Below are 25,720 nucleotides of genomic sequence, written 5' to 3'. Positions count from 1 at the left end.
TAGGGCATTGACTTAAACCTGACTTTAAGTTGCAAACTGCCTGTCAGATTAACATTTACTCAATGAGAAACCGATTATGGATGCTTTACTTGTCACAAAAACGCTCATCGCAGGCATTGGCGCAACGCTGGTTATGGATACGTGGTCACAGTTTCAGAAACGCATTTTAAAGATCCCGCCGCTCAATTATGCGCTGGTCGGGAGATGGATGTTGTGGTGCCTGAAGGGAAAGTTTGTGCATCACACCATCATGACAACGCCGCGCGTTTGGGGAGAAATTGTTTCAGGGTGGGTTTTTCATTACCTGACGGGCATTCTTTTCGCATGCATACCACTGGCGATAAGCGGCAAAGACTGGTTCGGCCAGGCTCCTCTGCTGGCAGGAACAGTAACGGGCATCCTGACCATGATGGCGCCGTTTTTTATTCTGCAACCTGCTTTCGGCTTCGGCCTCGCAGCATCGCGCACGCCCCGGCCATGGCTTGCCAGATTGATGACTTTTTTGACACACCTGTCATTCGGGATAGGTCTTTGTATAGCGTCTCAGCTGTTAATCCCTTTATTATTTGAAAATTCATAACCATGCAGCTGCTCAGTCCGAAATTCGTCAAGAGTTAGGAGAACGTGATTTTTGACGGCTACGACTGGTTTAACCCCTGAATGGGAATGTCTCTTATCTGACGCTGCTAACTGTCAGACCTTCCGCTTAGGGGTAAACTTACTTACATTTTGAAATGTTATGTTATAACATATGCACCACTCTTGAGGATCAGGTTGGTTTTAAGATGTCAGAAGTTGCCATAAGTTTGCAGGAATTAACCCTTGGATATGATGGAAACATTGCGATTGAAGCTGTTTCAGGCTCATTTCTGACAGGGAGCCTGACCGCGGTAATTGGACCCAATGGGTCTGGAAAGTCGACATTGATGAAGGGTATTGCGGGAATTCTCAGCCCGATAGCAGGCAGTTGCCATTCTAAGCCTGGTGTACGTATCGCCTATCTGCCTCAGTCCTCTGAACTCGATCGCAATTTCCCTGCAAACGTGCAGGACCTGGTTTCGCTGGGCCTGTGGCAGGACCGGGGGTTGCTTAAAAGGCATTCAGGGAAAGACAAAATGCGTATCAGCGATGCCCTGAATTCTGTTGGCCTTAAAGGTTTTGAAGATACTCCGATTAACCAGCTTTCAGGGGGTCAGTTTCAGCGTGCTTTATTCGCAAGAGTGATTGTGCAGGATGCCAGTCTCATTTTGATGGACGAGCCTTTTAACGCAATTGATGCACCAACCGTAGAGGTTTTGCTGTCACTTATTAAAACCTGGCACTCCGATAACCGGACGGTAATCGTCGTAATCCACGATCCTATGTTAGTTAAGCAACACTTTCCCGAAACGATAATTGTCAATGGCGTACTTCTGGCGTGGGGGGAAACCAGTAAGGTTCTGCAGGACAGTCATTTGCCCCTGCCCTTTTGCTTTCATGAGGAACTGACGAGCAATAAGGTGGCACCTGAATGATGTCCGTTTATGACTATTTGATTTATCCATTTGTTGAGTTTGGATTTATGCGCCGCGCATTAACAGGCTCGCTACTGCTCTCTTTGAGTGCATGTCCTGTGGGTGTGTTTCTGACACTCCGCCGGATGAGCCTTGTTGGTGATGCCATGTCTCATGCTGTATTGCCAGGAGCTGCAATTGGTTTTCTTCTTTACGGACTGGAAATCATTCCTATGACTCTGGGGGGCATGGTAGCAGGGCTAATAGTCGCATTAGGCGCAGGAATGGTTTCACGGTTTACCGTTCAAAACGAAGATGCATCACTGGCAGCCCTTTATCTCATATCACTGGCGCTGGGTGTAATGATTGTGTCTTTGCGTGGATCAAGTGTTGATTTGATGCATGTGCTGTTTGGAAGCGTACTGGCCCTCAACTATGAAGCGCTATTACTCATGATCGGTGTATGCGTCTTGTCATTGTTAACTTTGACATTTTTTTGGCGTGCGCTCATTGCTGACTGCCTGGACCCACTTTATCTGCGCTCCGTCTCCCGCCTGGGGTTACCGGTACATTGCGTGTTTCTGGCTATGTTAGTAATAAACCTTGTTGCTGGATATCAGGCTCTGGGTACGCTGCTTTCTGTGGGTCTGATGATCATGCCGGCCGTCACAGCGCGCTTCTGGGCAAAAAGAGTCATCAGTTTATGCCTTACTGCAGTTCTGCTGGGTATGATTTCTTGCATAAGCGGCCTTCTTATTTCTTTTCACTATTCACTACCATCAGGTCCAGCCATTATTCTGGCCAATGGAGTTATCTATCTCATTTTAACTACTCTGGCCGTGATGAACCAAAAACGACGGGTAGTTCGTCGTTCTCTAAATAAACCTGACACACGTCCTCACGAACGGAGTAAGTCGTTATGAAATCTTCAACCTCATTGGCTGTTGCCATACTGTTATCACTATCTGCGCATGCGCAAGCCGGCGAAAAACTGAATGTTGTAGCCAGCTTTTCTATTCTTGGCGATTTAGCAAAAAATGTGGGCCAGGATCGTATTTCCCTACGCACAATCGTTGGTCCGGACAGCGATGCGCATGTTTATGAACCAACACCGGCTGACGCAATTGCCATGTCTAAAGCTGATGTCGTATTAACTAATGGTTTGCAGTTCGAAGGTTTCATCACACGATTGATTCAGGCCAGTGACAGTAAAGCAACAGTGACAGAAGTTACCAAAGGCGCTGAAATCCTTCGTGACCCTTCCGGAGGTCATTATCACTTCAATAATGGTAAGGCAGTTTTCCATGCGGCTCCTTTTGATCCTCATGCCTGGCAGTCACTGGCAAATGCTCGTGTTTATATAAAAAATATTGCAGCAGCTTTTTGTTCTGTAGATAAAGAAGGATGTGCCGGTTATCAAAAAAATGCAGAAATTTATGATGCAAAACTTAATATTCTGGCCATTGAAATTAACAGCCTGATAAAAAAAGTACCGGAATCGCGCCGTACTGTAGTGGTAGGCCATAATGCTTTCCGCTATTTTGAACATGAGCATGGCATTCATTTTTTATCACCGCAGGGTGTTTCAACCGAATCGGAAGCTTCCGCTGCTGATGTCGTTGGAATTTTAAAAGAAATTAAAAAAGATAAAGCATCCGCAGTTTTCTCTGAAAATATTTCCAACCCTCGCCTGGTTGAGCAGATCGCCTCAGAGGCTAATTTACCTGTTTCGGGAACACTCTTTTCCGATGCACTTTCTACGACCGCAGGCCCGGCACCAACGTATATAAAAATGATGCAACATAACACCAGGACAATCGTTGATGCGCTGGCCACAGAATAAAACCAAATTAATGTCACGCAAAAAACTGTAATCAAGATTATAAAACAATGGAGTTTGATATGAAGAAGCTTTTATTACCTCTGACAATTTCTGCTGCTTTAATCAGCACAATGGGAAATATGGCATTAGCAGATGAAAATGTTTCAGCATGGCGGTTGTTTGTATCCGATCACGATAAACCGATGGTTAATGTAATTGATGCTGTTGATGGAAAAAAGCTGGATGCTTTTTCAACTAAAGGGCCAGCGACTCTTTATCGTAGTGAAAGTGGCGCAACGGTATATGCAGTGCAGGGTAAAGCTAATACGGTATCTGTAATTTCTTCAGGAATTTCATTCCATGATCACGGTGACCATGCAGACATTGACGTTGGCAACGCTAAATTACTTAAAATCGAAATCAAGGGTAATAAACCTGGTCACTTTGTAGAGCGCCAGGGAAAAGTGGCGCAATGGTTCGATGGTGAACAGTACACTCTCGTCTACAGCGAAGAATCAATGCTGGAAGGCTTCAATGATGGAAAAAGGGTTTTCGTTGGTGCGCCACATCATGGTGTAGCCGTGCCCTATGATAACTATGCCGTAATTTCAGTTCCTAATCCCGAGGACGCATCAAAACGTCCTGTTGGTGCCAGAATTGTTGGACTTGATAGTAAAAAAGCTGGCGAAAACATTTTGTGCCCGGGCTTACACGGCTCTGCAGGATCTGGTGACACCTACGCGCTCTCTTGCGAAACCGGAATACTTCTGGTTTCCCAGAAAGGTGACAAGCCTGAAATCCGACATCTGCCCTATTCCAGTAATCTTCCCAAAGGTAGCGTATCTACTATGATTGGCGGCAAGGGTATGCAGTACTTTATCGGGAACTATGGTCCGGACCGTATTCTTTTGATCGACCCGTCTGACACCCAGAGCTTCCGCCTTGTTCAGTTACCTACCCGCCGCGTTCATTTTGCAGTAGACCCGGTACATCCGAAATTTGCCTATGTCTTTACCGAAGATGGTAAGTTAAATCAGGTTGATGTGATTAAAGGTCAAATCACGAAATCTGTACGAGTAACCGATGCTTACTCTATGGATGGGCACTGGAATGATCCACGACCACGTATTGCAGTCGCGGATGATAAAATTTTCATTACGGATCCCTTGCAGAGTAAAATCCATGTATTAGGAACATCGGATTTAAAAGAAATAACTGATATTAAAGTTGAAGGCCATCCATTCAACATCGTTGCCGTAGGCGGTACTGGAATGAAACATGATGGAGAGCATCATCATGATCACAATCATCACCACGATCATGAACACGCTCATTAATTTCCTTAAGTAATTTGAAAAAGGCCTTCCAGGAGGCCTCTTTCACAAAACCTATACTTCATCTTTATAGAAAAATTCATTGTTCATCTAACAAAGTGTTATGAACACACCACCCTTGAAATGTTAATTTTAAAATGAGGAGTTTCTTTGATTTCTGATGAAGAAAAAGAGGGCACCCTCTCTTTAGATGACACGCTAAAAAATGAGTTTGATATTCATTTGAGTGGTGTTGAGAAGATTGAAATCAACAGTCTGATAAATAAACTCAGGCATTCAAAATTAAAGTTCACATTAAAAAGACAAATTATTTTCATTCTTATCTTAAGATCTGGATCACAAGGCATCACTGCTTACGAGATACTGGATTTTTTAAGGTTAAAAAAAGAAAATACTAAGCCAACGAGTGTGTACAGAGTGCTCGACTACCTTATTGAAACTGGCCTGGCAGTTAAACTGCAAAGTCAATCTAAATTTATTGTAAGGCGATTTCAGTCAAACAAAATATTGAGCATATTCACTGTTTGCTCTGAATGCGGGATGATAGAAGAACTGACGGATAACTTTTGTCAGTTAAGTATTACCCATCTACTCAGTGGACTAGGTCATCAACTTACCTGCAATGCAGTTGAACTGAATGTCATCTGCAAGAATTGTAAATCTCATAACTGAATTAAATTCATTTAAATAATGAGCACGAGAGCATGCTCGCTAAAGCATGCCCTGTGAACGCATTTTTAACTTAATGATGAAGTAAATCGTCAACTACCTGTTCACTGGTAAGTTGATAAGGGAAGTATGTCGGCCAGTTATCCAGTTCTTTCAGAATCTCTTCCTGAGAAGTGTTACCCATAAACAAGTGGAAGTGTGCAGATTTGCGCGGACCGATGGTGTGGTCACTGAACTGAACAAACTTCGGTGCATGCGAATTGGCATCTTTACACTCAAAGAGGTAGCGTACCCCTTTTTTTCCTGATGCATAATGCAGGATTTTGTGGCCCGCATAATCATATTTACAGGAATTCACTTTCCCATCGACGTGAAATTCCATCACACCATTTTCAATGCCTATTTCAGTTACATCCGTTGTATAGCCTTTTTTATAATATTCTTTAAATTCTTCAGCCGTTTTACTGGTGTCTTCTTTCGCTTTTTTCTGGAAAACAGGATCCATTTCACCAGATAAAAGAATTGGGTAGACAGATTGCCACATCCCTTCCCAATCAGTTAAAGGCCGGTCTTTAACATCAGCATCATCGAAGACGCCATGTGAAGCTTTTTCTTCTTTTTCTGTCATGGGTGCGCCATGCGAATGAGCATGATTGTGACCATGTGCATGCTCATGAGAATGACCTTCATGAGCGAAAGCCTGCCCGGCAGTAAGCAATCCTGACAGGACAATGGATAAGGTATTGATTTTAATGAACACAACAAATCCTTAAGTTTGGTTACCAATTGAAATGTTATGCTATAACATTTCAATTACCCCTGCAAACTTCACTTAAAGTATTGATTGCCCCTGATGCACCAGAAAGAAAGGTGTATGTGCCCGGTTTTGCTAAAAGTATTGCCACTGTCCTGCTTCTAGATACCATGGCTTGCCACACTGACATGTAATAAACTGACTTGTTTGTCGGTTAATTCAGCAAACCATCTTAGTTTCCACTGCAGTATCTCTTAGGACCTCGCATAGCATGCCGCTCTCGATTCACCACGTACTTGGATCAGTCCTTAAGAACCAGCTTAACAAACACTTATTGCGATTACAGAAGCTATAAATTATGAAAATGAATTCAAGTTGCGTTCACTCCTAAAGGACATAGCAAGATATTATTCCCATAGAATAAAGCGTAAAAAACCGGCCTTTAGGCCGGTTACATGCTGATTTTGAAATCAGTCAGAAAAAATGTTGTTGATCCATAGCGTCATGAAAACCATATCCGCTGCGTCAGGCACATTTACATGCCAGCGCGGTGAATCAAATTCGTGATCCAGCGGGAGTCCGGCGCGACCTTCCTGCGTCAGCAGAATGTCCGCACGCTTGCCCCTGCTGTCCTCAAGATGAACCGACACGCAGCTGCTCTTACCGATACGATGCGGGTTACAGGTGATCGTGACCGGCGGTTGCAGCCTTGACCTCAGCGCGTTCTCCATTGCGGTCAGTCGCTCGGCCGTCGTTGCGGTCATCGCGGGTTCACCCTGCGGGTGCAGGCTGAACATAACAGGGACAGGCGTTTCATCCGGCGCAGGGCGCTGGGTCAGAGGTTGCGCATACTTAAGTTTAATCATGCGGTCAGCATCGCTCTCTTATCGTTGTGTTCGTCCATCCCGGCGGCATCTTCCGTCATCAATCCACGAAGACGATCCAGTTTTTTCGCTACGAGAATAGCAGCGTCCAGCTCAGAACAGTTATGTTTACGCATCAGTGCTTTACGTTCGGCTTTCTCTTCTTTCTCCGTCATCCCTAGCGCGAGGTAAAGGCTGGGTGGAACAGCGCGGAACAGCGCTTCAATTTTCTTCGAGAGCACCACGCCTTCGGTATAGCACAGTGAGAGCTTACTGGCGGAAAGCAGTACGGCTTTTTGCTCTTCTGAAAGCGTCCGGAAGCGGGCAATATCCTCCACCTCTTTTTTCGGCATCGTCAGGCAGATCCACCATTCCGCCATATTCAGCATCTTGCCGGCAGCGTTCGGGTAATCCTCAAGGTTTTGTGTGGCAAGCCACAGCCATGCACCAAGCTTACGCCACATCTTGACCACTTTGGTCATATAGGGGGCGAGAAGTGGGTTAACCGTCACAACGTGCGCCTCATCCACGGTAAAAACAATGTCGCGCTCAAGATACTGGTCACGTTCGGCAATGTTATTAATGGTGTTGGTCAGCGACACCATCGTCAGCGCCATCTGCGCCTCGTACCCTTCACGGGCAAGGTGTGCTAGGTCAATCAGCGTAACGTCAGCCTCCGGCCAGAGAGAGCCCTCCTGGTTAAAGAGCTCTGCCTCAAAGCTTCCGTGTTGCGTAAACATGCCCAGGGATTCCGCCATTTCAGCCGCTTTTGCCCGGCGGGTTTCGTTACGCACCTGCCCGCTGCCACTCTCAGTCTCCAGTGAAATGGCGTTAAGCGCATTCTGCAGGTCGCCCGGCAGCATCTGGCGGCCTTCATCCAGAGTTTTACGTGCGGCCATAATCAGCGCTTCGCGGATCATGGCGCGGTCGGCACGCTTCAGCGCGGCATCTTCTTTCGGGTCGCCGCCAGTGATCATCATTCGGGCAGAAATTTCCATCTCGCCCAGAATGTCGCGCTTACCGCTCTCTTCATCATCATCCAGATCGTCTTCAATTTCCGGCAGGTCACTCTCATCAATTGCCGGAGCGGGCGCGTCGCCGTCAAACAGCTTATGCGCATCAGCGAAGGGGGGCAGCGATACGCCGCTGCCGGGTTTGACGCTGACCTTGTTAACCGTAAGGCCCAGACTTTCAAAGTAGTCAGCGGTCAGACCGAAACTGTTACCGGCTTCCGCAATGAACAGGCGCGGGCGGTGAACGGCCATCAGCTGACAGAGCATCGAGCAGAGCGTGGCGGATTTACCTGCGCCGGTCGGTCCGAACAGCAGCATGTGCGCGTTCTGAGAGCGGTCATCCTTATTTAGGGGATCAAAATCAAGCACATCGCCGCCACGGTTAAAAAAGCTGAATCCGGCGTTACCGGTCCCGGTTTCGCGGCCGGTGACGGGCAGCAGCCCGGCAAGGTGCTGAACCCACGTCAGGCGGGTATACCAGTTTTTTTTGTCATGCTGCGGGTTAAAGCACATAGGCAACGCCCGCAGCCAGGTGTTAAGCGGGCCGGTTTCATGTTCAGCGCGTACCGGCTGCAGCCCTTCGTTCAGCAGTACGGTGCTGAGCTCGATGCGCTTGCGGTTCATTTTGGGCATGTCTTTTGCCCGCAGGATAAAGGTGATGCCCGCACGATACAGTTTGTGGCGGTTTCCCAGCAGATCCTTTACCGCCGCGACGTCCTGACGGACGCGACCCGACTCGGTATTCTCGCCGATAGCGTTTTTCGCCAGGCGGTTAAATTTCTCTTCCAGCGTGTCCTGCGGCTCTGCGACAACCGTCATGCACAGCATGGTGCCTTCGGGGAACGTGTCCATCAGCGCGTTAATTTTCTTTTCACCCCGGCTCTTTTCGCCGGTGAGCGTGCCGGGCTCAGGGGGTTTACGCAGGCGCTCCACGGAAATGGCGGAATGGGCAATGTTATCCAGCCACCACACGCCGTTTTCAACGTCAGAACGTGGCGGCGTGAACAGCAGGGTTTCGGCGAAATCATTCTCTACAGGGATCATGCCTGCAGGCGTATCCCGGCTGTCTTCATAGGCCGCCGCACGGTAAAATGCTTCTTTATTCATGCCCTCGGGCGCAGGATTGAACATCCGCAGCAGCCAGGCGTGAACCTGCAGGCCATTCTGGCGCGTGCAGTAGATGTTGACGCTGGAAAAGGCGCTGTAGAGGCGCTCACACGCCTGATTCAGCATGCCGATGGGTGACATCAAATCAACGCTGTTTTTTGTCGCCCAGCGGTAGATAACCATGCGCGTGCGCCGCTGCTGCCCGCGCCACGGCTGGCCGGTGATCAGCTTGTCTTCAAACAGACCTTCAGGACGCGCAATCCCGCGCATATGCTGCTCAGTTTCCTTAAGCCACGCCTCGGTAAACCCGCTGCCCTGCGCGTGCGGCCTGACGTAGCCGCGCAGACGGTCAAGGTAGGCATCGACGTTATTTTCATCCTGACAGTAGAACTGAACGATCCACGGATTGCTCGCCAGGTCGTCAAAGCTGTCCTGCAGCGCATCTTCAACCACGTCGCGGATCTGCTCCAGTCGCTCGTCAGGACGGCCTTCGGTTGCCGCCGGCGTCACTTCATAGACGGCACCCACTGAGATACCATCATCAAGCAGCAGGCACTGCTCCTCATCCAGAAACTCTGCCCACGGCAGATAATCAACGATGGACGGATTATGGGAGTAAACGCGTTTTTCATCGGCCTGTGACATTTTACCGGGACGGACAACGGGCTCCGGACCGGCCTGCTCAGAAACGTCAGATAAGCGGCGGTTTTTTTCAGGGGATTTCCCTTTAAAGAGTCCGAACATTACAGCGCCTCCGTACGTTCGCCAGGCATGGCGTACTGCGTCTGGTCATAGAAGGGGAAAACGGTGCTGTAACCGGGCACGGGGGTGTTTCCCTGTGCGAGATGAGGGAACACGTACATCACCATGTCAGGATTAGGCAGTCGCGGGAACTGCTGGCTGATTTCGGATTCCTGCGTGCGGCTGTAGCTGCGATCTTCGCTCAGTGCGGCCTGTTGCTCGCTGTCAGAAAGACCACGGCGCAGCGTGCTGCGGGCTTCACTGCCGCGCGAGACGCCTGATTCACCGTCGGTACCTTTCCACAGCTCCAGCATGTTGCTGTTGCCCGGCGGCAGCATTTCATCTTTGTTTGTTGAGCAGCCGGCAAGCGTGCTGGCTGCAATAATCATGAAAACCCCGAATTTTGTAGTAATACTCATGGTCATTCTCCTCAGTCCAGTCCGCCGGTGCTGCCGTCTTCGCCAGGCAGGGTGAAGTCGTAACGCACACGGCGGCCCTTATCTTCGTAATCGATCGCCAGCTCGCGGGTAATGTGTACGGCAAGTTTTGCACCCGGCTGTACGTAGATAGCGTCAAAAGTCTGTCCGTAGCGCTGTTTGACCCAGTCAGTTGTTTCAGACATACCGCCGGAAAGAGCCTTCCCGAGCGCCGCCTTTCCGGCGTCGCCAGTCATGGCGCCGGTAATACCATTCACATTGTTCTGCGTTGTGTACTGGCCCTGACTCAATCCTTCACCCGCCGCGCCGGCTGCAGACAAACCAAAAATTGTTGGCAGGTAACTGGATGCATTGGATTTGCGTGTTCCGGCAATACAGGGGATACCGTTTTCATCAGAAATCCAGCCGATGCCGCCACTGGTGCCGGTCTCTTTACCGCCGTTCTGGTTGCTGCTATTGCCGCCTTTGCCGCTGCGGTCCGGCTTCGGCAGAGTCCGTACGGTGCCGTCGGTAAACACAAACGTGACGCTGTTGACCTGACCACGCACGCAGGACAGGGTCCAGTCGCCGGAGGCGGTGCCGGAGACAATCGCACCCTCAACGTCCGGCAGCTCAATGCCGTTGGCCGTCAGGTTGTCTTTTCCGATGAGTACCTTAAAGGGATACGGGTCGGTTACGGTGCCGTTGATCGGCACGCGACCGAGCAGTGCCGTCATGGCGCGGCTGCCAATCAGTGTGGAGTTCTCCGGAAGCGTATACACCGGTTCGGCCTCCTCTTCCGCGCCTTTTTCAGCGGTGGAACCCTTTACCTGCTGTTCATAGCTGCCTTTTTGCTTCGTCAGGGCGTTTTCACTGAGAAACGACGTCGGGAACTGTGAACCGCCGGCACTGCTGCCCGACGCGCCATTTTTCTGCGCCGAGGACGTGGAGGGGCTGTCCTGGGGCGTGACCCACATCAGGCCATCACTGCCGGAGGCCGGGGCATTGCCACCGCCGGCACCCATACCGTCAAGGCCCAGACCCAGCGGGATATCGCTGTCAGTATTTTTTGCCTTGTCTGCAATACCCTTACCGGCATTCTGCAGTTTATTCGTCAGCTCGTTGATTTTTGACGTCAGGACGTTCTGCTGCTGGCGCATCTGGCTTTCACGCTCGTGATAGCTCTTCTCCACGCCCTGAACCGCTTCATTAACCTGGCCGGAAACGTTGGTATTGCGCTCCCTCAGCTTTTCATTTTCGTCCAGCAGTCTGGCATTCTGCTTGTTAAGAGAATCCTGCTGCTGACGAACGGCGTTTAGCGAGCCCACGATGGTTTTCAGCGTATCCTGCGGCGTGTCGCCCTCGATGCCGAGCGCTTTGAGCTCTTGCGGAGACAGGTTTTTCAGCGCATCGTCTGTCTGCGCGTGTGTTGCCTGCGCGGCGGGCTCCTGTGGCTTGCTGTTATAACTTTTCACCGCAATGAATCCGCCGCCAACCAGAATGGCCGGAACCAGCACTTTAACCAGTCCGTTTGACTTAATTTTCATAGCGGATCACCTTCTGGGCCGGGCGGGTAGCAGCCTTATGGATTACGGATGGCTCACGTACAAACGCGTCATCAGGACGACCGGCGGTGACCAGGTACAGCGTAGTGGTGTCTTCGGGCGTGCCGGCGGCACCCACCCAGCGGTGCTGGAACGTTGCCGTGACAAACCGGCCCTGCAGCTCACGCGGATCGAGTACAACCTTCTGCGATGAGCTGTTGCGGATCCTCAGCGCAATGACGGTGCGACCGGCCACGCCCCAGCCCGCTACCGGTGACACGGTCACAGGAGCAGAGGGATATAACGTCGTAATGCGTGATGGCAGGTGCGGATTAACGGGATGAATGCCCGGCACGGCTTCAACGGTGCGCACCGGTGCATACAGATTCTGAGCTGCGTAGCGCGTCAGCAGTACCGGAACGGGAGCTTTATAACTCACTTTTTTTCGCTTCGCCTGCGTGCTGTTGCTGCCGCTGGCGGCTTTCTCCCCGGTGCCGGCGGTTGCCCTGCTGAGGGTGCTGACGTCGCCGCTGTAAACGATTTTAACCGGCTCGGCTGACGCGGTGGCCGTTGTATGGACGTCCAGCAGAATAACCTCACCGCTTTCCATGTCCTGCAGCTGCAGGCGCGTCTGAGGAAAATCGCTGTCAGCTTTGAGGTAGACCGCGCCGCCGGTGCTCTGTACGCGCAGTTTGCCGTTCAGTGCCGGCGGAAAACCCACGCGCACGTTTTTATCAACGAAAATCACGCGTTCCTGACCCGTTTTGAGTGGGATCTGCAGCGGCACGCGCTCCCATTTCATCAGCTCGTCCGCCTGCGCCGGTGCGGAAATCATCGCTGCCACCGGCAGCAGGGACAGTGACAGCGCCACAAGGCATGCACGCGATCCTGAGGTAAAAGATGGATTCAACATCAGAACATCCCCTTTCTTTCTGGTTTCGGCTGTTCAGGCGCGGCGGAAAGACGCTGCGGGATGCCTTCATAGCAGTCCAGCGCCATGCCAAATGGATTAGATTCAGAGTCGCCGTCCCAGCGCACGACTTTTAGCGGATAGCGCACCATCGCGCGTTTAACCGGTTCGGTGAGGTAGTACTCGTCGGCAACAAGATCGAGTTTCACCGCCCAGTTATCACGATCGATGACCTTCACGCTCTCACCTGAATAACCACGTCCGGGAATTTCGTAAACGACGCGCACACGGTCGGTTAACTCGTTTTTTTCACCGCGAACCTTTGAATCCTCTTCAAGAAATGCCTTGCACTGTGGCGTCAGGTAAGCTGAAAGCGACTGAATGCGGGCGGGATAGTCCACTTTGCCGTTTTTGGGCCAGGCGTTCAGCTGCTGGAAAATGTAATACGTAAAGCCGTACACGGTCGGAGGGGGGATTTCCCACCACGGGCGCGTGCTGCCCTTGCGCAAATCAGGCGGATTGTGGATGGTCAGCTTTTCAGGTGCCCGCATCCAGCCCCCCATTGCTGTAATTAGTAACAGCAGCAATACGACACAGGCCGCCCGCAGGGTAAAAATATGCTGATCGCGGCCCTTAACCGCGTGGCGAAAACGACTCATCTGATACTCCTGAGGGTTTTGCTGCGTCGCAGGGACCAGCCCCGCGAGTCAATAATCAATCTGAAATCCCCCAATCCCATGCGGCGCTTCTTTAACTCGAATTGCTGCCAGAGATAATTTTCTGGTTTTCCCCGTTTTTTGCTGGCAAGCCATTTGCCGCCAAACGCAATCAATACAAGTGGGAAAAGCAGAGCGCCGGTTGGAATGGCAAGCCAGCCAAAAAGTAACGCGAAGGGCAGGGAAAGTATGAAGCCGGATAAGATGCCAATTAGTGCTGTCAGTCCTAACTCGGGGGTATTAAACCCCCGAAATACGACTGGCTCAGCATTGAGGCGATCCGGTAAAAATTTAATGGTCGCCATCTGGGGCTGTCCCTTACGCGATAACTTCTGCAGACTTGCCGAGCAGCCAGATAACTGCGACCAGCATGACAACCCCGACAACAACAATGGACCCGAATTTGGTCCAGGAGGCACGGTCATTACGAACTTCACCAAACGTTACGAGACCAGCTTCAGCAACTTTAAAGAATGCAAAACCGCACAGAACGAGACCACCAAGAACGAGTCCATCCTGCACATGACCGCTGAGCGTTCCCATCAGGCCGGTTCCCGTGCCGCTCGACGTTGGACCTTCAACCGTCGGCAGATCGGCAAGAGCTGGCCTGGCAGCCAGAGCACTCAGCAGGCCAGCCGTCAGGATACGTGCCCAGGCTGATTTAGCTTTAGTCTGGGCTTTAGCGGTCACGCGGGTTACTGCTGATACGAATTTAGACATGATTTCACCTGTAAAAAGAGTGGGTTTAGGGTTAACTACAAAACATCCAGATACTTACGACTAACAATAAGACTGAGCGAACTACGGCTTTGCCCATTGCGCCCTCCTTCAGGCGCTGATTTGTCCAGCCTGAGTAGACATCCACGATTGCCCATGCTGCCCAGAAGAAGAGGAATGCAATCAGCAGCCCGAGACAGAGCAGGTGCAGCAGATTGGGTTCCACATTTCCGGAAGCCGCTTTAAAGGCTGCTTCCTGTGCAGCGGTCATTGCCATCAGGGACGCTCCCGGCGATAATTTCCTGCCACGCCAGACAAATCGCGGGGCTGGGCACGCGTGGGTTCCAGATAGCGATCAATGCCTGTGCTGATGGTTTTAAGGTCGTCGTTTGCCCGCTGATAATCGAAGAAATAGCGGCCACGCTCTGACGGATCAGCCTGTGCTGCGGTAACCCGCGCCCGTTCCAGCGAAGCCTGAACCTGGACGATCATTCGCTGAGCGGATGCCAGCTCGTCTTTCTCAGATGCAGACGCCGGAGAGGACGCGAGAAAGGTCAGGCCCAGCACACCGCCGCATAACAGAAGTTGTGTTGCCAGACGAAGAGATTTCATATGCACCTCCAGTGGTTGTTGAGTGCGGTAAGCATGCGAAATCTGGCAGCCGGGTTCAGCCGTTAACTCTTTTTGGAAAAATAAAAATTTAGAAAGCAGCTCAAATGCCGGAGGAAGTTGATTCAGATATTAATGATTGTTGTAACTAAATAGATGATCTGACGCGGCGCGATGCGCCTTGCCTGCTGACGGCCGGCATCTGAAAACAAGTTTCAGGTGCCTCCGTCCAGCTCTGATATGGGGAAACCAGCGTTAGACATTAAATTAATTCCCCGAACGCAGAATTTAATCTGCGGTTTCGCCGACTAATATTGAATGATGAGTAAAATCAGGCACAGCGCGCGTTAACAGGTATCGTGCAGAAAGGGAGGGGAAAAATTATGTGCGGAAGGTTTGCGCAGTATCAGAGCCGGGACATTTACCTTGACGCCCTTGGCGCAGCCGACAGCGATTACGCGCACGATCCAGAACCCATCGGCCGTTATAACGTAGCGCCCGGAACCAACGTGCTGTTGCTGAGCGAGCGCGACGAGGAACTGAAAATAGATTCGGTGTACTGGGGTTACGGACCCGAATGGTGGGACAAGCAGCCGCTCATCAATGCGCGGGGAGAAACCGCCGCATCGAGCCGTATGTTTAAACCGCTATGGAACAACGGCCGCGCCGTGGTGTTTGCCGATGGTTGGTTTGAGTGGGTGAAGGAAGAAGAAAGGAAACAGCCCTAATTTGGGTCAGTTTGGATATTAAAATGTGATGACGAAGACAAGTTTCACCCTCGTCATCTTGATAGCTAACCGTATTAAAATGACAGTCCGCGCTGATCCGTATCAGGTCCAGCTTTTCCGAAGAGCAGTGAATTTTTCACGCGTTTCTCCCAGATAAAGCGCTGAGGAGAGAAAGCATACGCTGTATCCCAGTAATTCAGTCGCTTCTTCCGCCAGATTTTTAACTTCCCGGTTATACCCGTAAGACATAAGATGCTCCCAGAGCTGATTCATGCCAAATATACGTGAGAATATTAATATTATGATCAACCCCATCGCAGTCATCAGCCACGAACGGTGCTGAATAAAATCAGTCAGCCCTGTAACGGTGCTTGCGGGTATGAGCGCGGAAAGTGCAATACACACGACGGCGGTTGTAAGAGCAAACCAGAGCCAGCTGCCGTGCCTGATCATGTCAAAGATGTCGTCCAGCTCCCGGATCAGCATACATAAGTAAAAACCCCCGATAAGGATAAGTCCGCCGCGGATCTCAGGGCGCTTTGTCGCGCACCAGAAAAACAGCACGGCGATGCCTGCCAGAATGATTTCCTGCAGGATTTCAGTCACGGAATTTTCATGTAGAGCGTTGTCCATAAAGTAAACGTCAACGTAGATGGCTGACATTGCCAGCAGGATAAAAACCGATGCGAATAGCAGGAATAAACATTCTCGGGTGAGAAGCGAAACAAAGGGAATCATGTCGAACTCCGTAAAGTTGGTCTTTTTATTCAGTTTACTTTTTCTGTTGCCTTTCATTTTTTGTATCATCAATATGTCATCAGTAATCTGTTCATTGAAATCATAAGGATATTAATCGCCGTTGCACACAGCGTATAAAGGTTCATATGAATAAATATCACCTTGCTTAACAAGCCTTATTTCAGTGCGTTATTTACAATAAAACGAACCCGTGATTTCGCTTTTTTAGTCAGGCCACTATTTCACCCGCTGATATAAGCGAACCCGATAAATAACTGAGCCTGACTCACTTAGTGAACAGCAGAGTCCGGAGAGCTATTTTCTTATGCGACCGGAATGTAGTAGCACCCTGAAAAATAACTATAACCATTAGAAGTTTTTATGCTGTTAATTTCCAGCAGGTCCGGGCCTTCAGCCCGGACTTCTTCTCTTAACGGCAGTTCAAAATGATAGATTGTTGAAATCATGTGCCTGAATTCGTCGTAACTACCAAGCAGATTAAATTTCAGGTAACTGCCTGCCATCCTGATACTTTCTAATTCGTCGGAATGAGTAGTGTCGCACAGTAACATCTTAAGCCTGGCATCACCGAATCTGCCTACAGGTTCGCAATGGACAACCGAGTAAATGGTTTCAGCTTGTTCGAGCATTGTCATTTCAAGATTAGACAAGCGGGTAATCTTATCGCTAATACATTCGATGCTATGAAAATCAACATCATTAGTGAAACTGTGGTGATGGCTGAGGCTGATGTCCAGACTCACATAATCAGGTGGAGGCAGGGGATGCCTTAACATTGTCGAACTGGGAATGATCCCGGTAAAGTTCCACATACGGCTATCCCGGTATACTCTGGGTGGCGTTCTGAAATGCCTTGAGAAGACCCGTGTAAATGCCTGCTGTGTGCCAAATCCCAGCGCTTCTGCAATTTCAATGATAGGCATGTTCGTTAACTTCAGTACCTGAGCCGCCCTGGCGAGTCTTCTGTTGCGAATATAGGTGGCTAATGGCATGCCGGTCTCTTCCCGGAACAGCCTCTGGATGTGCCATTTGCTGTATCCGGACTTACGATAGATCTTCTGTATCGTCAGGGAGCTTCCCAGATTTTGTTCTATCCAGTGTAATAATTCTAGCGTGAATTTTCTCACGGTTTTCCTCTCAGAATAGCAAGGTGCAGGATTAGTCAGAGCTCTCATCTAAAACATAATTCTTATTGTTAATGACGAACTCCCCCAGAATGTGGTCAATGATTTCAATAAACTCTGTTAATGGCTTCTGGGACTTCCCCGTGATAAAAAATTTTCTGACGGCACCATAAAAAGAGTAAAGCAAGATATTTGTTATGATTACGGACTTGTCTTCCCCATCTATTTCGCCTTTACTTATGGATAAGCACATCGCATCTTTTACTAGCTGCTCAAAATCACACATGAATTTTGAGAGGCTGAGCTGCAATGGCTTGTAAGTTTCGGCCTCGTCACAGCGATAAATCATTAATTTCAGGTAGTGCTGCACCTGACTTTCCGTAGATAAATCATTAATGCAGCGCCTAAACATGGAAACAAGCGCGTTCAGTATATGCTCATCGCCTGACGACAGCCCTTTCAGCTCGGCCATTAAAGGCCATCTGAAACTCTGAGTGACATGGTAAAGCAACTCGTTTTTATCCCGGAAATGCCAGTAAATAGCTCCCCGGGTGCACTTTGCTTTTTTCGCCACCATATCGAAAGAACTCAGGTAAACGCCGTGTTCGCAAAAACATTCCTCCGCCGCTTTTATTATGCGTTCTTTTGTGATGGAAGCTTCTTCCTTGGTTTTTCTGACCAAGTTAACCTCCAGTCAGCGGGATATAAACAGGGGCAGCCGCACATCTTTAAGGAGGCTGTTAGTGGTACCGCCCAGGATCAGTTCGGACAGACGTGGCCGGCTCCATGCACCGATTACCAGCAGGTTTGAACCATGTGCGGTCGTGTGCTCAACAATGACATCGGCAACCTCTCTTCTGTCGGATTCGACGTTGACAAGGTCGACACTGACACCATGGCGAGCAAGGTAAGCCGCCATATCAGCGCCGGGGTCTTCACCGTGAAGGCCCTGACTGTGATGTGCATCCACAATCAGTAGCTGAACTTCTTCCGCACTGATTAAAAGGCCAAGAGAGTCAGATACGGCCCGCCATGCCTGCCGGCTGGCGTTCCACGCAATGGTGACTCTTTTCCCGATCCCCTCCCCCTGCCAGCTGTCAGGAACGACAATTATCGGCAGGCCGGAGTAGGAAATGAACGAGTTGATCGTCATTCCCTCCGGTAATCCACTCATGCTCGGATAATTAAAAATGACCAGATCGCTGAATAAAGCATGCTGAATTGCATTTTTATTATCTTCCGTCGACGGTATAACGCGAAGTTCAGCCTGCACGCCCAGCTTATCGGAAATATCCTGTATGCCATGATGCAGCTCCAGTAATTTACTGGTTGTTGAGAGCTGATGCTTTTTTATTACCTCAATGATGGCATCCCCTCGTGAAAACGATTCTTCCGGGACGCCAGATTCATGGCGCATTGACGTTACGCCTATCAGATGAGAATTCTGTACACCGGCTAGTTCTCCAGATCTGGCGAGTACGCTCAATCCTTCAGGGGAAGCATCAAAAAATACGGTAATGTTTGAATAGTCTGTCAGCATAAATACCTCATTATCTTTCGTTGCTATTTACGTTTACAGGAACTGTCCGGCTGGCAGGATGTGGATTTCCTGCCAGCCGGTTCAGATGGTCTTTATGTGTCAGTATTATTTTTACGCTTTTTAAGGCTGTTCACTAAAACGTAAAAAAGAGGGATGAAGAATATGGCAAGGAACGTCGCTGTCACCATACCGCCTACTACGCCCGTACCGATGGCATGTTTACTTCCTGAGCTTGCGCCGCTGGAAATTAACAGCGGTATGACCCCCATGGTAAATGCCAGAGACGTCATAATAATCGGACGCAGTCGGAGGCGTGCTGCCTCAATGGCCGCCTGAGATAAGGTCCTCCCCTCTTTCTCGTACAGCTCCTTGGCAAATTCGACGATCAGAATTGCGTTTTTGGCGGAAAGTCCCACCGTCGTCAACAGGCCAATCTGGAAGAAAACGTCGTTTTCCAGGCCGCGCATCATTGTGGCAAGCACGGTACCAATAACCCCCAGTGGAATGACAAGTATTACCGAGAAAGGTACAGACCAGCTTTCATAGAGCGCTGCAAGGCACAGGAAAACGGCGATGATTGACAGCGCATACAGCGCCGGAGCCTGCGAACCCGAGGATCTCTCCTCATAGGAAAGACCCGTCCAGGAGAGCTTCATTCCGGAAGGTAAATCTTTTGCAATGTCTTCCATTGCAGCCATGGCATCGCCTGAACTGTAACCCGGTGACGGCTGGCCCAGAAGCTCCACAGCAGGTACACCGTTGTATCGCTCCAGTTTAGGTGAGCCTATCTCCCACTTTCCGGAAGCGAAGGAGGCAAATGAAACCATTTCACCGGACGAATTTCTCACGTACCACTGGCTGAAATCCTTCTCCGTGATCCTGGACTGAGGCTGACCCTGAATGTAGACGCGCTTGATACGTCCGCGATCCAGGAAGTTGTTGACAAAAGAAGAGCCCCACGCAGCCGACATGGTGGTGTTGATGTCATCCAGGTTGACACCGAGCGTGCTTGCTTTTTCATCATCGATTTCGATTTTGTACTGCGGCTCATCGTTTTTACCGTTAGCACGCACCATACTGAGTGCCGGATTTTTAGCGGCTTCAGAGAGGATTTTTTCCTTAGCCTTCATCAGCTCGGCATGGCTGTGTCCGCTAAAGTCCTGCAGGAAAACATCGAACCCCGTGGCGTTGCCGAGCTCCATGATTGCCGGCGGTGCAAAAGCCAGGACCCTGGCTTCTTTTATTGTGCCAAAGTAGTCCATAGCCCGGCGCTGAAGATCAAAAACGGTATCCTTGCGCTCATCCCAGGGCTTGAGCTGCACAAAGGCAAGCGCAGAGTTCTGGCCGCGCCCCGCAAAGCTGAAGCCACTGACGGCGAATACAGCCTGAACGTTGCCTTTCTCCTGTTCGGCGAAATATTTCTGCACCTTATCCAGCACGGCATCGGTCTGATCCATGGTGGCGTTGGCAGGTAACTCAGCCTGAACAACCATCGTTCCCTGGTCCTCATCGGGTAAAAACGAGGTCGGCAGTCTGGGGAACAGCACGGCTAAAGCCACCACAATGAATAAAAACAGCATTAAATACCGGCGTTTGCCGGTAATTACCCGGGACACGCCATTTTCGTACCGGCGCGCATTTTTTTCGAACACGCGGTTGAACCAGCCAAAAAATCCTTTTTTATCATGATGATCCTTACCGACTGGCTTCAGCAGCGTTGCACAGAGTGCGGGCGTGAAGATCAGCGCGGTGAGTACGGATAGCGCCATTGCAGAAACGATGGTTAACGAGAACTGACGATAAATTACGCCTGTGGAACCGCCGAAAAACGCCATCGGTATAAATACGGCGGACAGCACCAGCCCGATGCCGACTAACGCACCGGAGATCTGATCCATAGATTTACGGGTCGCTTCAACCGGCGAGATGTCCTCTTCAGATAAAATTCGCTCGACGTTTTCCACGACCACGATTGCGTCATCAACCAGCAGGCCAATTGCCAGCACAAGACCAAACATGGTCAGGATGTTAATAGTGAAGCCGAAGGCTGACATGATGCCGAAGGTGCCCAGCAGAACGACGGGCACGGCCAGCGTCGGGATCAGCGTGGCGCGCCAGTTCTGGAGGAACAGGAACATGATCAGGAAAACCAGGGCGATCGCTTCAACTAACGTATGCACGACGCCTTTAATCGACTCTTTTACCACCGGAGCGGTATCGTACGGATACACCACTTTAACGCCCGGCGGCAGCGTTTTAGCTAACTGATCCAGGGTTGAACGCACGGCGCTGACGGCGTCAATGGTGTTCGCGCCAGTGGCTAAACGCAAAGCAATACCCGCACTGGGGTGACCGTTCAGCTTGGCATTGAAGTCATAGTTATCCGACCCCAGCATGACGTTTCCAACGTCTTTTAATAAGACGCGTGAGCCATCCGGATTTACCTTGAGCAGTATGTCCTGGAACTGAGAGGCTCTGGTGAAGAGTGTTTTGCCGATTACCGTTGCGTTTAATCTTGAGGTATCTGCTGAAGGCCGCCCGCCTAACTGACCGGAGGAGACCTGAACGTTTTGTGCCTGTATGGCGGCCATCACGTCACTGGGCATTAACTTGTAGTTGTTTAACTTGATCGGGTCCAGCCAGACACGCATGGCGTTCTGAGCGCCCAAGACATAAAAGTCGCCAACGCCTGACGTACGGCTGAGGGGATCCTGCAGCTGCGATACAATCAAATCGCCCAGTGCGTTGTTATCCAGTCGGCCATCTTCTGAAATCAGCGTGGCTACCAACATAAAGTTGATCTGGTACTTATAGACGCGGATACCCAGCTGCTGGACGGTCTGAGGAAGCATTGGTGTGGCAAGCTGCAGTTTGTTCTGAACCTGAACCTGTGCGGTATTCGGGTCAACACCCTGCTCAAAGGTCACAACAATATTTACGCTGCCGTCTGAATTGCTCTCAGAGCGAATGTATCGCAGGCCATCAAGGCCGTTCAGTTGCTGTTCAACGACTTGAGTCACCGTATCCTGAACGGTCTGCGCCGAAGCGCCCGGATAGGAAGCCGTTATGCCAATTGCCGGTGGTGCAACATCGGGGTACTGGTTAACGGGTAGCTTTAAAATTGCAAGCGCGCCTGCGATCATGACGATGATTGCAATGACCCATGCAAAGATAGGCCGATCTATAAAAAATCTGGACATGCTGCTCCCTTAAATATCCGTATTATCTTTGTGATCTGACGTCTTAGATAAACTGCCTTCGGATGAATTTTTTGCAGCCTGAACAGGCTTAACAATCATTCCAGGAGTCACATTCTGTAAACCATCGACAATGACCTGCTCGCCGGGCTTGAGTCCGGCACTGATTAACCAGTTCCCGTCAATGCTTTGATCCGTTGTAAGATTCTTCTGTTCCACAACGTTGTCAGCATCCACCACTAACGCGACCGCTTTACCCTGAGTGTCCCGCGTCACCCCTCTCTGTGGCACAAGAATGGCGTTTTCACGGATCCCCTGCTGCAGCTGCGCGCGCACAAACATACCGGGCAGCAAAACGCCATCAGGATTAGGGAAAACTGCCCGCAGGGTTACCGAACCGGTGCTTTCATTGACGCTGACTTCGGAGAACTGGAGAGTGCCGGTCTGTTTGTACTTTGTGCCGTTGTCAAATTCCAGGCTGATTTTTGCTCGCCCTTCGTCATCGCTTTTGAGGCGACCGCTTTCCAGATCCTCACGAATCTGAACCAGGGCCGATGCCGGTTGTGAAATATCCACATAGATCGGATCCAGCTGCTGCACCGTGGCTAATTCATTTGTCTGCCCGGCGGTGACCAGCGCTCCTTGGGTGACATTGGAACGTCCAATCCTTCCCGAAATCGGGGATTTAATTTCGGTGTAATTCAGATTAATTCTGGCATTGTCGGCGTTGGCCTTTGCCTGCAGATACTGGGACTTCGCGTCATCCAGATTCTGCTGGCTGACGACATTTAAAGACGCGAGTTTGCTGTATCGTGAGAACAGTAACTTAGCCGATTCCAGGCTTGCATCAGCACTGGCAAGCGTCGCCTTATAGGGCGCAGGATCGATATGATATAAGGTCTGGCCTTCTTTTACGTCCGTACCCTCGGTGAAATCCCTCTTTAATAAGATGCCCCCTACCTGCGGTCTGACTTCCGCGATCAGATAGGCGCTGGTGCGTCCGGGTAATTCCGTCAGCATGCGGACATTGCTGGGCTCGACTTTATACACACCTACCACGGGGGGTTCTACATCAGGTGTGGAAGCCGGTGATTCATCACACGCGCTGAGGAGGCTCGTAGCGCCGATCATTAACGCCAGGTTAATGAAGTTGCCTAGCTGTTTTCTTTTTTTAATATCATGAAAATAATACATTTTTTATCCCAAATTGTGATCTAGGTTGGTTGACCAATCTTTTATTAGCGTATGATTAAGCGCACAAACCTGCGGCATAGCGCGTTGTAGGTTGAACGACCGACCTAAAAATGTAAAGTTGTGATTAAAGTTTTTATTAATTGCGGGGCTCTTGACAGTTTTGCAAAAATCACGCCACACATTCAGAAAATGATGTTAGTCTTTACGGCGTGCTATATGATTTAAATGTATATTTATCAATTTCTTGCGTTGTTAGGTAATTGATTTTCTGGTCAGTGATGTTTATGTCCACCTTTCGCGAAGATAATTTTCAGGACAAGAAGGTTCAGGTATGTCTGTTAAAAAAAATGGCGGTGATTCTGATATAGCAAAAAGACGCAAAGAGCAGGTTCTTGAGGCTGCTGTTGAGTGTTTTAAGCTTCAGGGATTTCACAAAACGAGCATGTCTCAGATCTCAGCCGCAGCAGGAATGAGCTCCGGTCACATCTATCATTACTTCGGCAGCAAAGAGGGGATCGTTGAGGCAATCGTCGCCAGAGACCGGAGTCAAATTGAAACCTATATTTCTAACGTGAAATCCTCGATGAAAACCAAAAACGCCGTCGAGGCGCTCGTTGATGCCACGCTTGCGGATGAGCAGCGCTTTTTAGACAGAGGAACCGCAGCGCTGAAAATGGAAATTTCAGCAGAGGTTTCCCGCAATGCGTCCATAGCGCACTTGATCCAGGAATACGATAAAGACGTCTTCCAGGATTTCTATAATATTCTGGGCGGCGCTTCAGAAGACGTCATCTCAAAATGCGAAATCATCACCTCCTTACTGGAAGGGATGGCTGTGCGGTCGGTACGTAATCCCGCATTCGGAGAGGCTCTCGATAGGGATATGTTACGCAAAGTGATCACTTTCGTACTTAGCGAAACCTGAAAAGAGAATGGCCTTTATAAACGCAGGTTTCCGGGTGCTCTCAGGTTCCTGGCAGGAAGGTAGATCGCAAGGATTGACGGTTGCATTGGATAAAATTGCATGTATTTTTTCGGCTTATTGAGCGTTTCATCGGATGTTAATTGTGAAATTTAGCAAAGCCTGCATTTCACAGGCTTTGGTATCAGGCCATTAAAGATAATGGTATGAGCACCTCCCACCACAGGGTGCATGTGAGATTTACCATGCTTAACAGTCCGCTCATAGCTGACGTTAGCCTTACGTCAGTCCGCTTTGTGCCCAGGCTGTGTGAAAACCCTGCCCCAAAACTGAAGTGTGCGCATCTACGTAAAATCTTGCAGTGCCCAACTGGCTGGCTGAGCCAGATTTTACGTATGAGAGCAGTTTTCAACCCTGTTTTTGGCAGTTTAAGCGACCAAAGCAGTTTTCACACAGCCTGTGCAAGGAGCGGACGTCAGTATCAGGCACCGAAAAAGGGCATACCGGGGCTTTAAGTAAGAGGCCAAAAGTTTGAGTAAGGCACACATGTCTTTAACTCAGACAATGGAAAGCGTCTTTTGAAAAACTTTCCGTTATTGACCCAACCACATAAAGCCATGCCATTTTCACATTCGAGCACAACCATTGTACTTCTTCTTTTTCGACGCCGAACAATTGTGCCCACTTCCATCATGTTGATGCCTGACTGGAGAGGCCTTTCTCATCTTCATGTCTGTTTGAGAGCACCGATCTGACAATAAATTCGTTACTCTTTTTGAGTTCGTCAATTTCGGGCTGAATTTTCCCATAAACTCGCATCCCTTCCAGCATCATAAAAATGCTTATTGCCATTGTTCGTGGGCTTTCATCGCACCGAAAAAGCTGCTGCGTCTGACCCCTGCATAATATTTTTTCCAACTGATTGATTATTGAGTTGAATTTATGATGAACCTTACTTTTTACTTCTGCATCACCCGGTAGAAGTTCACTGGCCGCGGCAATGGTAAAACAACCTTTTTCTCCATCAGGAGAAGATGATAAAAGCGCTACAAATTCTAACGTTTCGCGCAATGCCATTTCTGGAGAAAACTCTGCATCGCGTTCTGCTGCTCTGGAAACACCTTCATCCATGTATTGCTGTAAGGCCGCGAGATAGATTGAGCGTTTATCAGGGTAAAGCTTATAGATACTGGCACTTGCAAGGCCAGAGGCTTTCATGAGGTCTGACATTGATGTTGCCCGATATCCTTTTTGCCAGAAGCATTCCAGCGCGGTATTAAGAAATGTTTCAGGGTCGAATTCTCGGGGTCTACCAACAGATGCTTTCATTTAATCCTCCAGAAGTGAGAATTAATTGTAGATCGTTCAATCTACAATTAAAAGCACCTTCTCAGATTTACCTGACAAACTTGTCTAGGCTGCAAAGCTTGATGAGCATATGTCTGCTTCACGCCCTGAGACATTCGGCAAGCAGCATGTCTGCTACTTTACCTCTTGAGATAGCTTCCAGCCTTGTAGCCCGTGTCGCAATCCATTCGACCTTACGCG

25 protein-coding genes and 1 pseudogene are annotated in these 25,720 nt (G+C 49.7%); 8 read left to right on the top strand and 18 right to left on the bottom strand.

The window, feature by feature from the left end:
- Nucleotides 1-76: 76 nt before the first annotated feature.
- The 6 genes from IAE30_RS27905 (at nt 77) to IAE30_RS27880 (ending at nt 5,321) form a co-directional block, all read left to right on the top strand.
- Complete coding sequence (locus IAE30_RS27905) at nt 77-580, top strand: DUF2938 domain-containing protein (RefSeq protein ID WP_200539421.1); 504 nt, start codon at nt 77-79, stop codon at nt 578-580.
- A gap of 205 nt (nt 581-785) precedes the next feature.
- The gene (gene aztA, locus IAE30_RS27900) at nt 786-1,514 is read left to right on the top strand and encodes a zinc ABC transporter ATP-binding protein AztA (RefSeq protein ID WP_200539420.1); all 729 of its coding nucleotides are present in this window, start codon (nt 786-788) and stop codon (nt 1,512-1,514) included.
- The gene (gene aztB, locus IAE30_RS27895) at nt 1,511-2,416 is read left to right on the top strand and encodes a zinc ABC transporter permease AztB (protein ID WP_200539419.1); all 906 of its coding nucleotides are present in this window, start codon (nt 1,511-1,513) and stop codon (nt 2,414-2,416) included. The genes aztA and aztB overlap by 4 nt, the downstream gene beginning before the upstream one ends.
- Nucleotides 2,413-3,336 (top strand): metal ABC transporter solute-binding protein, Zn/Mn family, encoded by a 924-nt coding sequence (locus tag IAE30_RS27890; RefSeq protein ID WP_200547413.1) that lies wholly within the window; start codon nt 2,413-2,415, stop codon nt 3,334-3,336. Before aztB ends, IAE30_RS27890 begins: the two co-directional genes overlap by 4 nt.
- 59 nt (nt 3,337-3,395) lie before the next feature.
- Nucleotides 3,396-4,652, top strand: a complete 1,257-nt coding sequence (aztD, locus tag IAE30_RS27885) for a zinc metallochaperone AztD (RefSeq protein WP_200539417.1) — start codon at nt 3,396-3,398, stop codon at nt 4,650-4,652.
- Between the two features lie 147 nt (nt 4,653-4,799).
- Nucleotides 4,800-5,321 carry a Fur family transcriptional regulator gene (locus IAE30_RS27880; protein WP_200539416.1) on the top strand — a complete coding sequence of 174 codons (522 nt, stop codon included), beginning with the start codon at nt 4,800-4,802 and terminating at the stop codon, nt 5,319-5,321.
- Between the two features lie 70 nt (nt 5,322-5,391).
- On the opposite strand, the gene zinT is transcribed toward IAE30_RS27880, so the two are convergent.
- From zinT to IAE30_RS27825, 11 genes are all read right to left on the bottom strand, one after another.
- A complete protein-coding gene (gene zinT, locus IAE30_RS27875) occupies nt 5,392-6,078 on the bottom strand; it encodes a metal-binding protein ZinT (RefSeq protein WP_200539415.1) in 687 nt (228 codons plus the stop codon).
- A 464-nt stretch (nt 6,079-6,542) separates the two neighbouring features.
- Complete coding sequence (locus tag IAE30_RS27870; RefSeq protein ID WP_200547414.1) at nt 6,543-6,938, bottom strand: hypothetical protein; 396 nt, start codon at nt 6,936-6,938, stop codon at nt 6,543-6,545.
- Nucleotides 6,935-9,799: a conjugative transfer ATPase gene (locus IAE30_RS27865; protein WP_200681430.1), complete on the bottom strand. Its 2,865-nt coding sequence runs from the start codon at nt 9,797-9,799 to the stop codon at nt 6,935-6,937. Before IAE30_RS27865 ends, IAE30_RS27870 begins: the two co-directional genes overlap by 4 nt.
- Nucleotides 9,799-10,215 carry a TIGR03751 family conjugal transfer lipoprotein gene (locus IAE30_RS27860; protein WP_200547416.1) on the bottom strand — a complete coding sequence of 139 codons (417 nt, stop codon included), beginning with the start codon at nt 10,213-10,215 and terminating at the stop codon, nt 9,799-9,801. Before IAE30_RS27860 ends, IAE30_RS27865 begins: the two co-directional genes overlap by 1 nt.
- A gap of 11 nt (nt 10,216-10,226) precedes the next feature.
- Nucleotides 10,227-11,759 carry a TIGR03752 family integrating conjugative element protein gene (locus tag IAE30_RS27855; RefSeq protein WP_200578545.1) on the bottom strand — a complete coding sequence of 511 codons (1,533 nt, stop codon included), beginning with the start codon at nt 11,757-11,759 and terminating at the stop codon, nt 10,227-10,229.
- Nucleotides 11,749-12,669, bottom strand: coding sequence for a TIGR03749 family integrating conjugative element protein (locus IAE30_RS27850; RefSeq protein ID WP_200547418.1), 921 nt, complete (start codon nt 12,667-12,669; stop codon nt 11,749-11,751). Before IAE30_RS27850 ends, IAE30_RS27855 begins: the two co-directional genes overlap by 11 nt.
- Nucleotides 12,669-13,325: a PFL_4703 family integrating conjugative element protein gene (locus IAE30_RS27845; RefSeq protein ID WP_200547419.1), complete on the bottom strand. Its 657-nt coding sequence runs from the start codon at nt 13,323-13,325 to the stop codon at nt 12,669-12,671. The genes IAE30_RS27850 and IAE30_RS27845 overlap by 1 nt, the downstream gene beginning before the upstream one ends.
- The gene (locus IAE30_RS27840) at nt 13,322-13,687 is read right to left on the bottom strand and encodes a TIGR03750 family conjugal transfer protein (protein WP_200547420.1); all 366 of its coding nucleotides are present in this window, start codon (nt 13,685-13,687) and stop codon (nt 13,322-13,324) included. The genes IAE30_RS27845 and IAE30_RS27840 overlap by 4 nt, the downstream gene beginning before the upstream one ends.
- 13 nt (nt 13,688-13,700) lie before the next feature.
- Complete coding sequence (locus IAE30_RS27835) at nt 13,701-14,102, bottom strand: TIGR03745 family integrating conjugative element membrane protein (RefSeq protein WP_200539408.1); 402 nt, start codon at nt 14,100-14,102, stop codon at nt 13,701-13,703.
- A gap of 31 nt (nt 14,103-14,133) precedes the next feature.
- On the bottom strand, nt 14,134-14,376 hold the full coding sequence (locus tag IAE30_RS27830) for a TIGR03758 family integrating conjugative element protein (protein WP_200547421.1): 243 nt from the start codon (nt 14,374-14,376) through the stop codon (nt 14,134-14,136).
- Nucleotides 14,376-14,711, bottom strand: coding sequence for an RAQPRD family integrative conjugative element protein (locus IAE30_RS27825; protein ID WP_200547422.1), 336 nt, complete (start codon nt 14,709-14,711; stop codon nt 14,376-14,378). Before IAE30_RS27825 ends, IAE30_RS27830 begins: the two co-directional genes overlap by 1 nt.
- 380 nt (nt 14,712-15,091) lie before the next feature.
- Between IAE30_RS27825 and IAE30_RS27820 the strand changes: the two are divergent.
- A pseudogene (locus IAE30_RS27820) lies at nt 15,092-15,433 on the top strand (SOS response-associated peptidase family protein); the annotation flags it as partial.
- A 105-nt stretch (nt 15,434-15,538) separates the two neighbouring features.
- On the opposite strand, the gene IAE30_RS27815 reads toward IAE30_RS27820, so the two are convergent.
- The 6 genes from IAE30_RS27815 to IAE30_RS27790 all read right to left on the bottom strand — a co-directional run bounded on the left by IAE30_RS27815 (nt 15,539) and on the right by IAE30_RS27790 (nt 23,250).
- A complete protein-coding gene (locus tag IAE30_RS27815) occupies nt 15,539-16,231 on the bottom strand; it encodes a hypothetical protein (protein ID WP_234472886.1) in 693 nt (230 codons plus the stop codon).
- A 266-nt stretch (nt 16,232-16,497) separates the two neighbouring features.
- Nucleotides 16,498-17,322 carry a helix-turn-helix domain-containing protein gene (locus IAE30_RS27810; RefSeq protein ID WP_200681429.1) on the bottom strand — a complete coding sequence of 275 codons (825 nt, stop codon included), beginning with the start codon at nt 17,320-17,322 and terminating at the stop codon, nt 16,498-16,500.
- Between the two features lie 31 nt (nt 17,323-17,353).
- The gene (locus IAE30_RS27805) at nt 17,354-18,001 is read right to left on the bottom strand and encodes a TetR/AcrR family transcriptional regulator (RefSeq protein ID WP_200547424.1); all 648 of its coding nucleotides are present in this window, start codon (nt 17,999-18,001) and stop codon (nt 17,354-17,356) included.
- A gap of 12 nt (nt 18,002-18,013) precedes the next feature.
- A complete protein-coding gene (locus tag IAE30_RS27800) occupies nt 18,014-18,859 on the bottom strand; it encodes a universal stress protein (RefSeq protein ID WP_200547425.1) in 846 nt (281 codons plus the stop codon).
- Between the two features lie 92 nt (nt 18,860-18,951).
- A complete protein-coding gene (locus IAE30_RS27795) occupies nt 18,952-22,059 on the bottom strand; it encodes an efflux RND transporter permease subunit (protein WP_200547426.1) in 3,108 nt (1,035 codons plus the stop codon).
- Nucleotides 22,060-22,068: 9 nt separating this feature from the next.
- Nucleotides 22,069-23,250 carry an efflux RND transporter periplasmic adaptor subunit gene (locus IAE30_RS27790; RefSeq protein WP_200547427.1) on the bottom strand — a complete coding sequence of 394 codons (1,182 nt, stop codon included), beginning with the start codon at nt 23,248-23,250 and terminating at the stop codon, nt 22,069-22,071.
- A gap of 331 nt (nt 23,251-23,581) precedes the next feature.
- On the opposite strand from IAE30_RS27790, the gene IAE30_RS27785 reads away from it, so the two are divergent.
- Complete coding sequence (locus tag IAE30_RS27785; protein ID WP_004181878.1) at nt 23,582-24,175, top strand: TetR/AcrR family transcriptional regulator; 594 nt, start codon at nt 23,582-23,584, stop codon at nt 24,173-24,175.
- A gap of 687 nt (nt 24,176-24,862) precedes the next feature.
- Here IAE30_RS27785 and IAE30_RS27780 read toward each other — a convergent pair.
- Nucleotides 24,863-25,501 (bottom strand): TetR/AcrR family transcriptional regulator, encoded by a 639-nt coding sequence (locus IAE30_RS27780; protein ID WP_200547428.1) that lies wholly within the window; start codon nt 25,499-25,501, stop codon nt 24,863-24,865.
- Between the last annotated feature and the right edge of the window lie 219 nt (nt 25,502-25,720).

The sequence above is a fragment of the Pantoea sp. S61 genome, assembly GCF_016625145.1.
Lineage (GTDB): Bacteria > Pseudomonadota > Gammaproteobacteria > Enterobacterales > Enterobacteriaceae > Pantoea > Pantoea rwandensis_B.
This window is presented reverse-complemented; position numbering and strand designations above follow the sequence as displayed.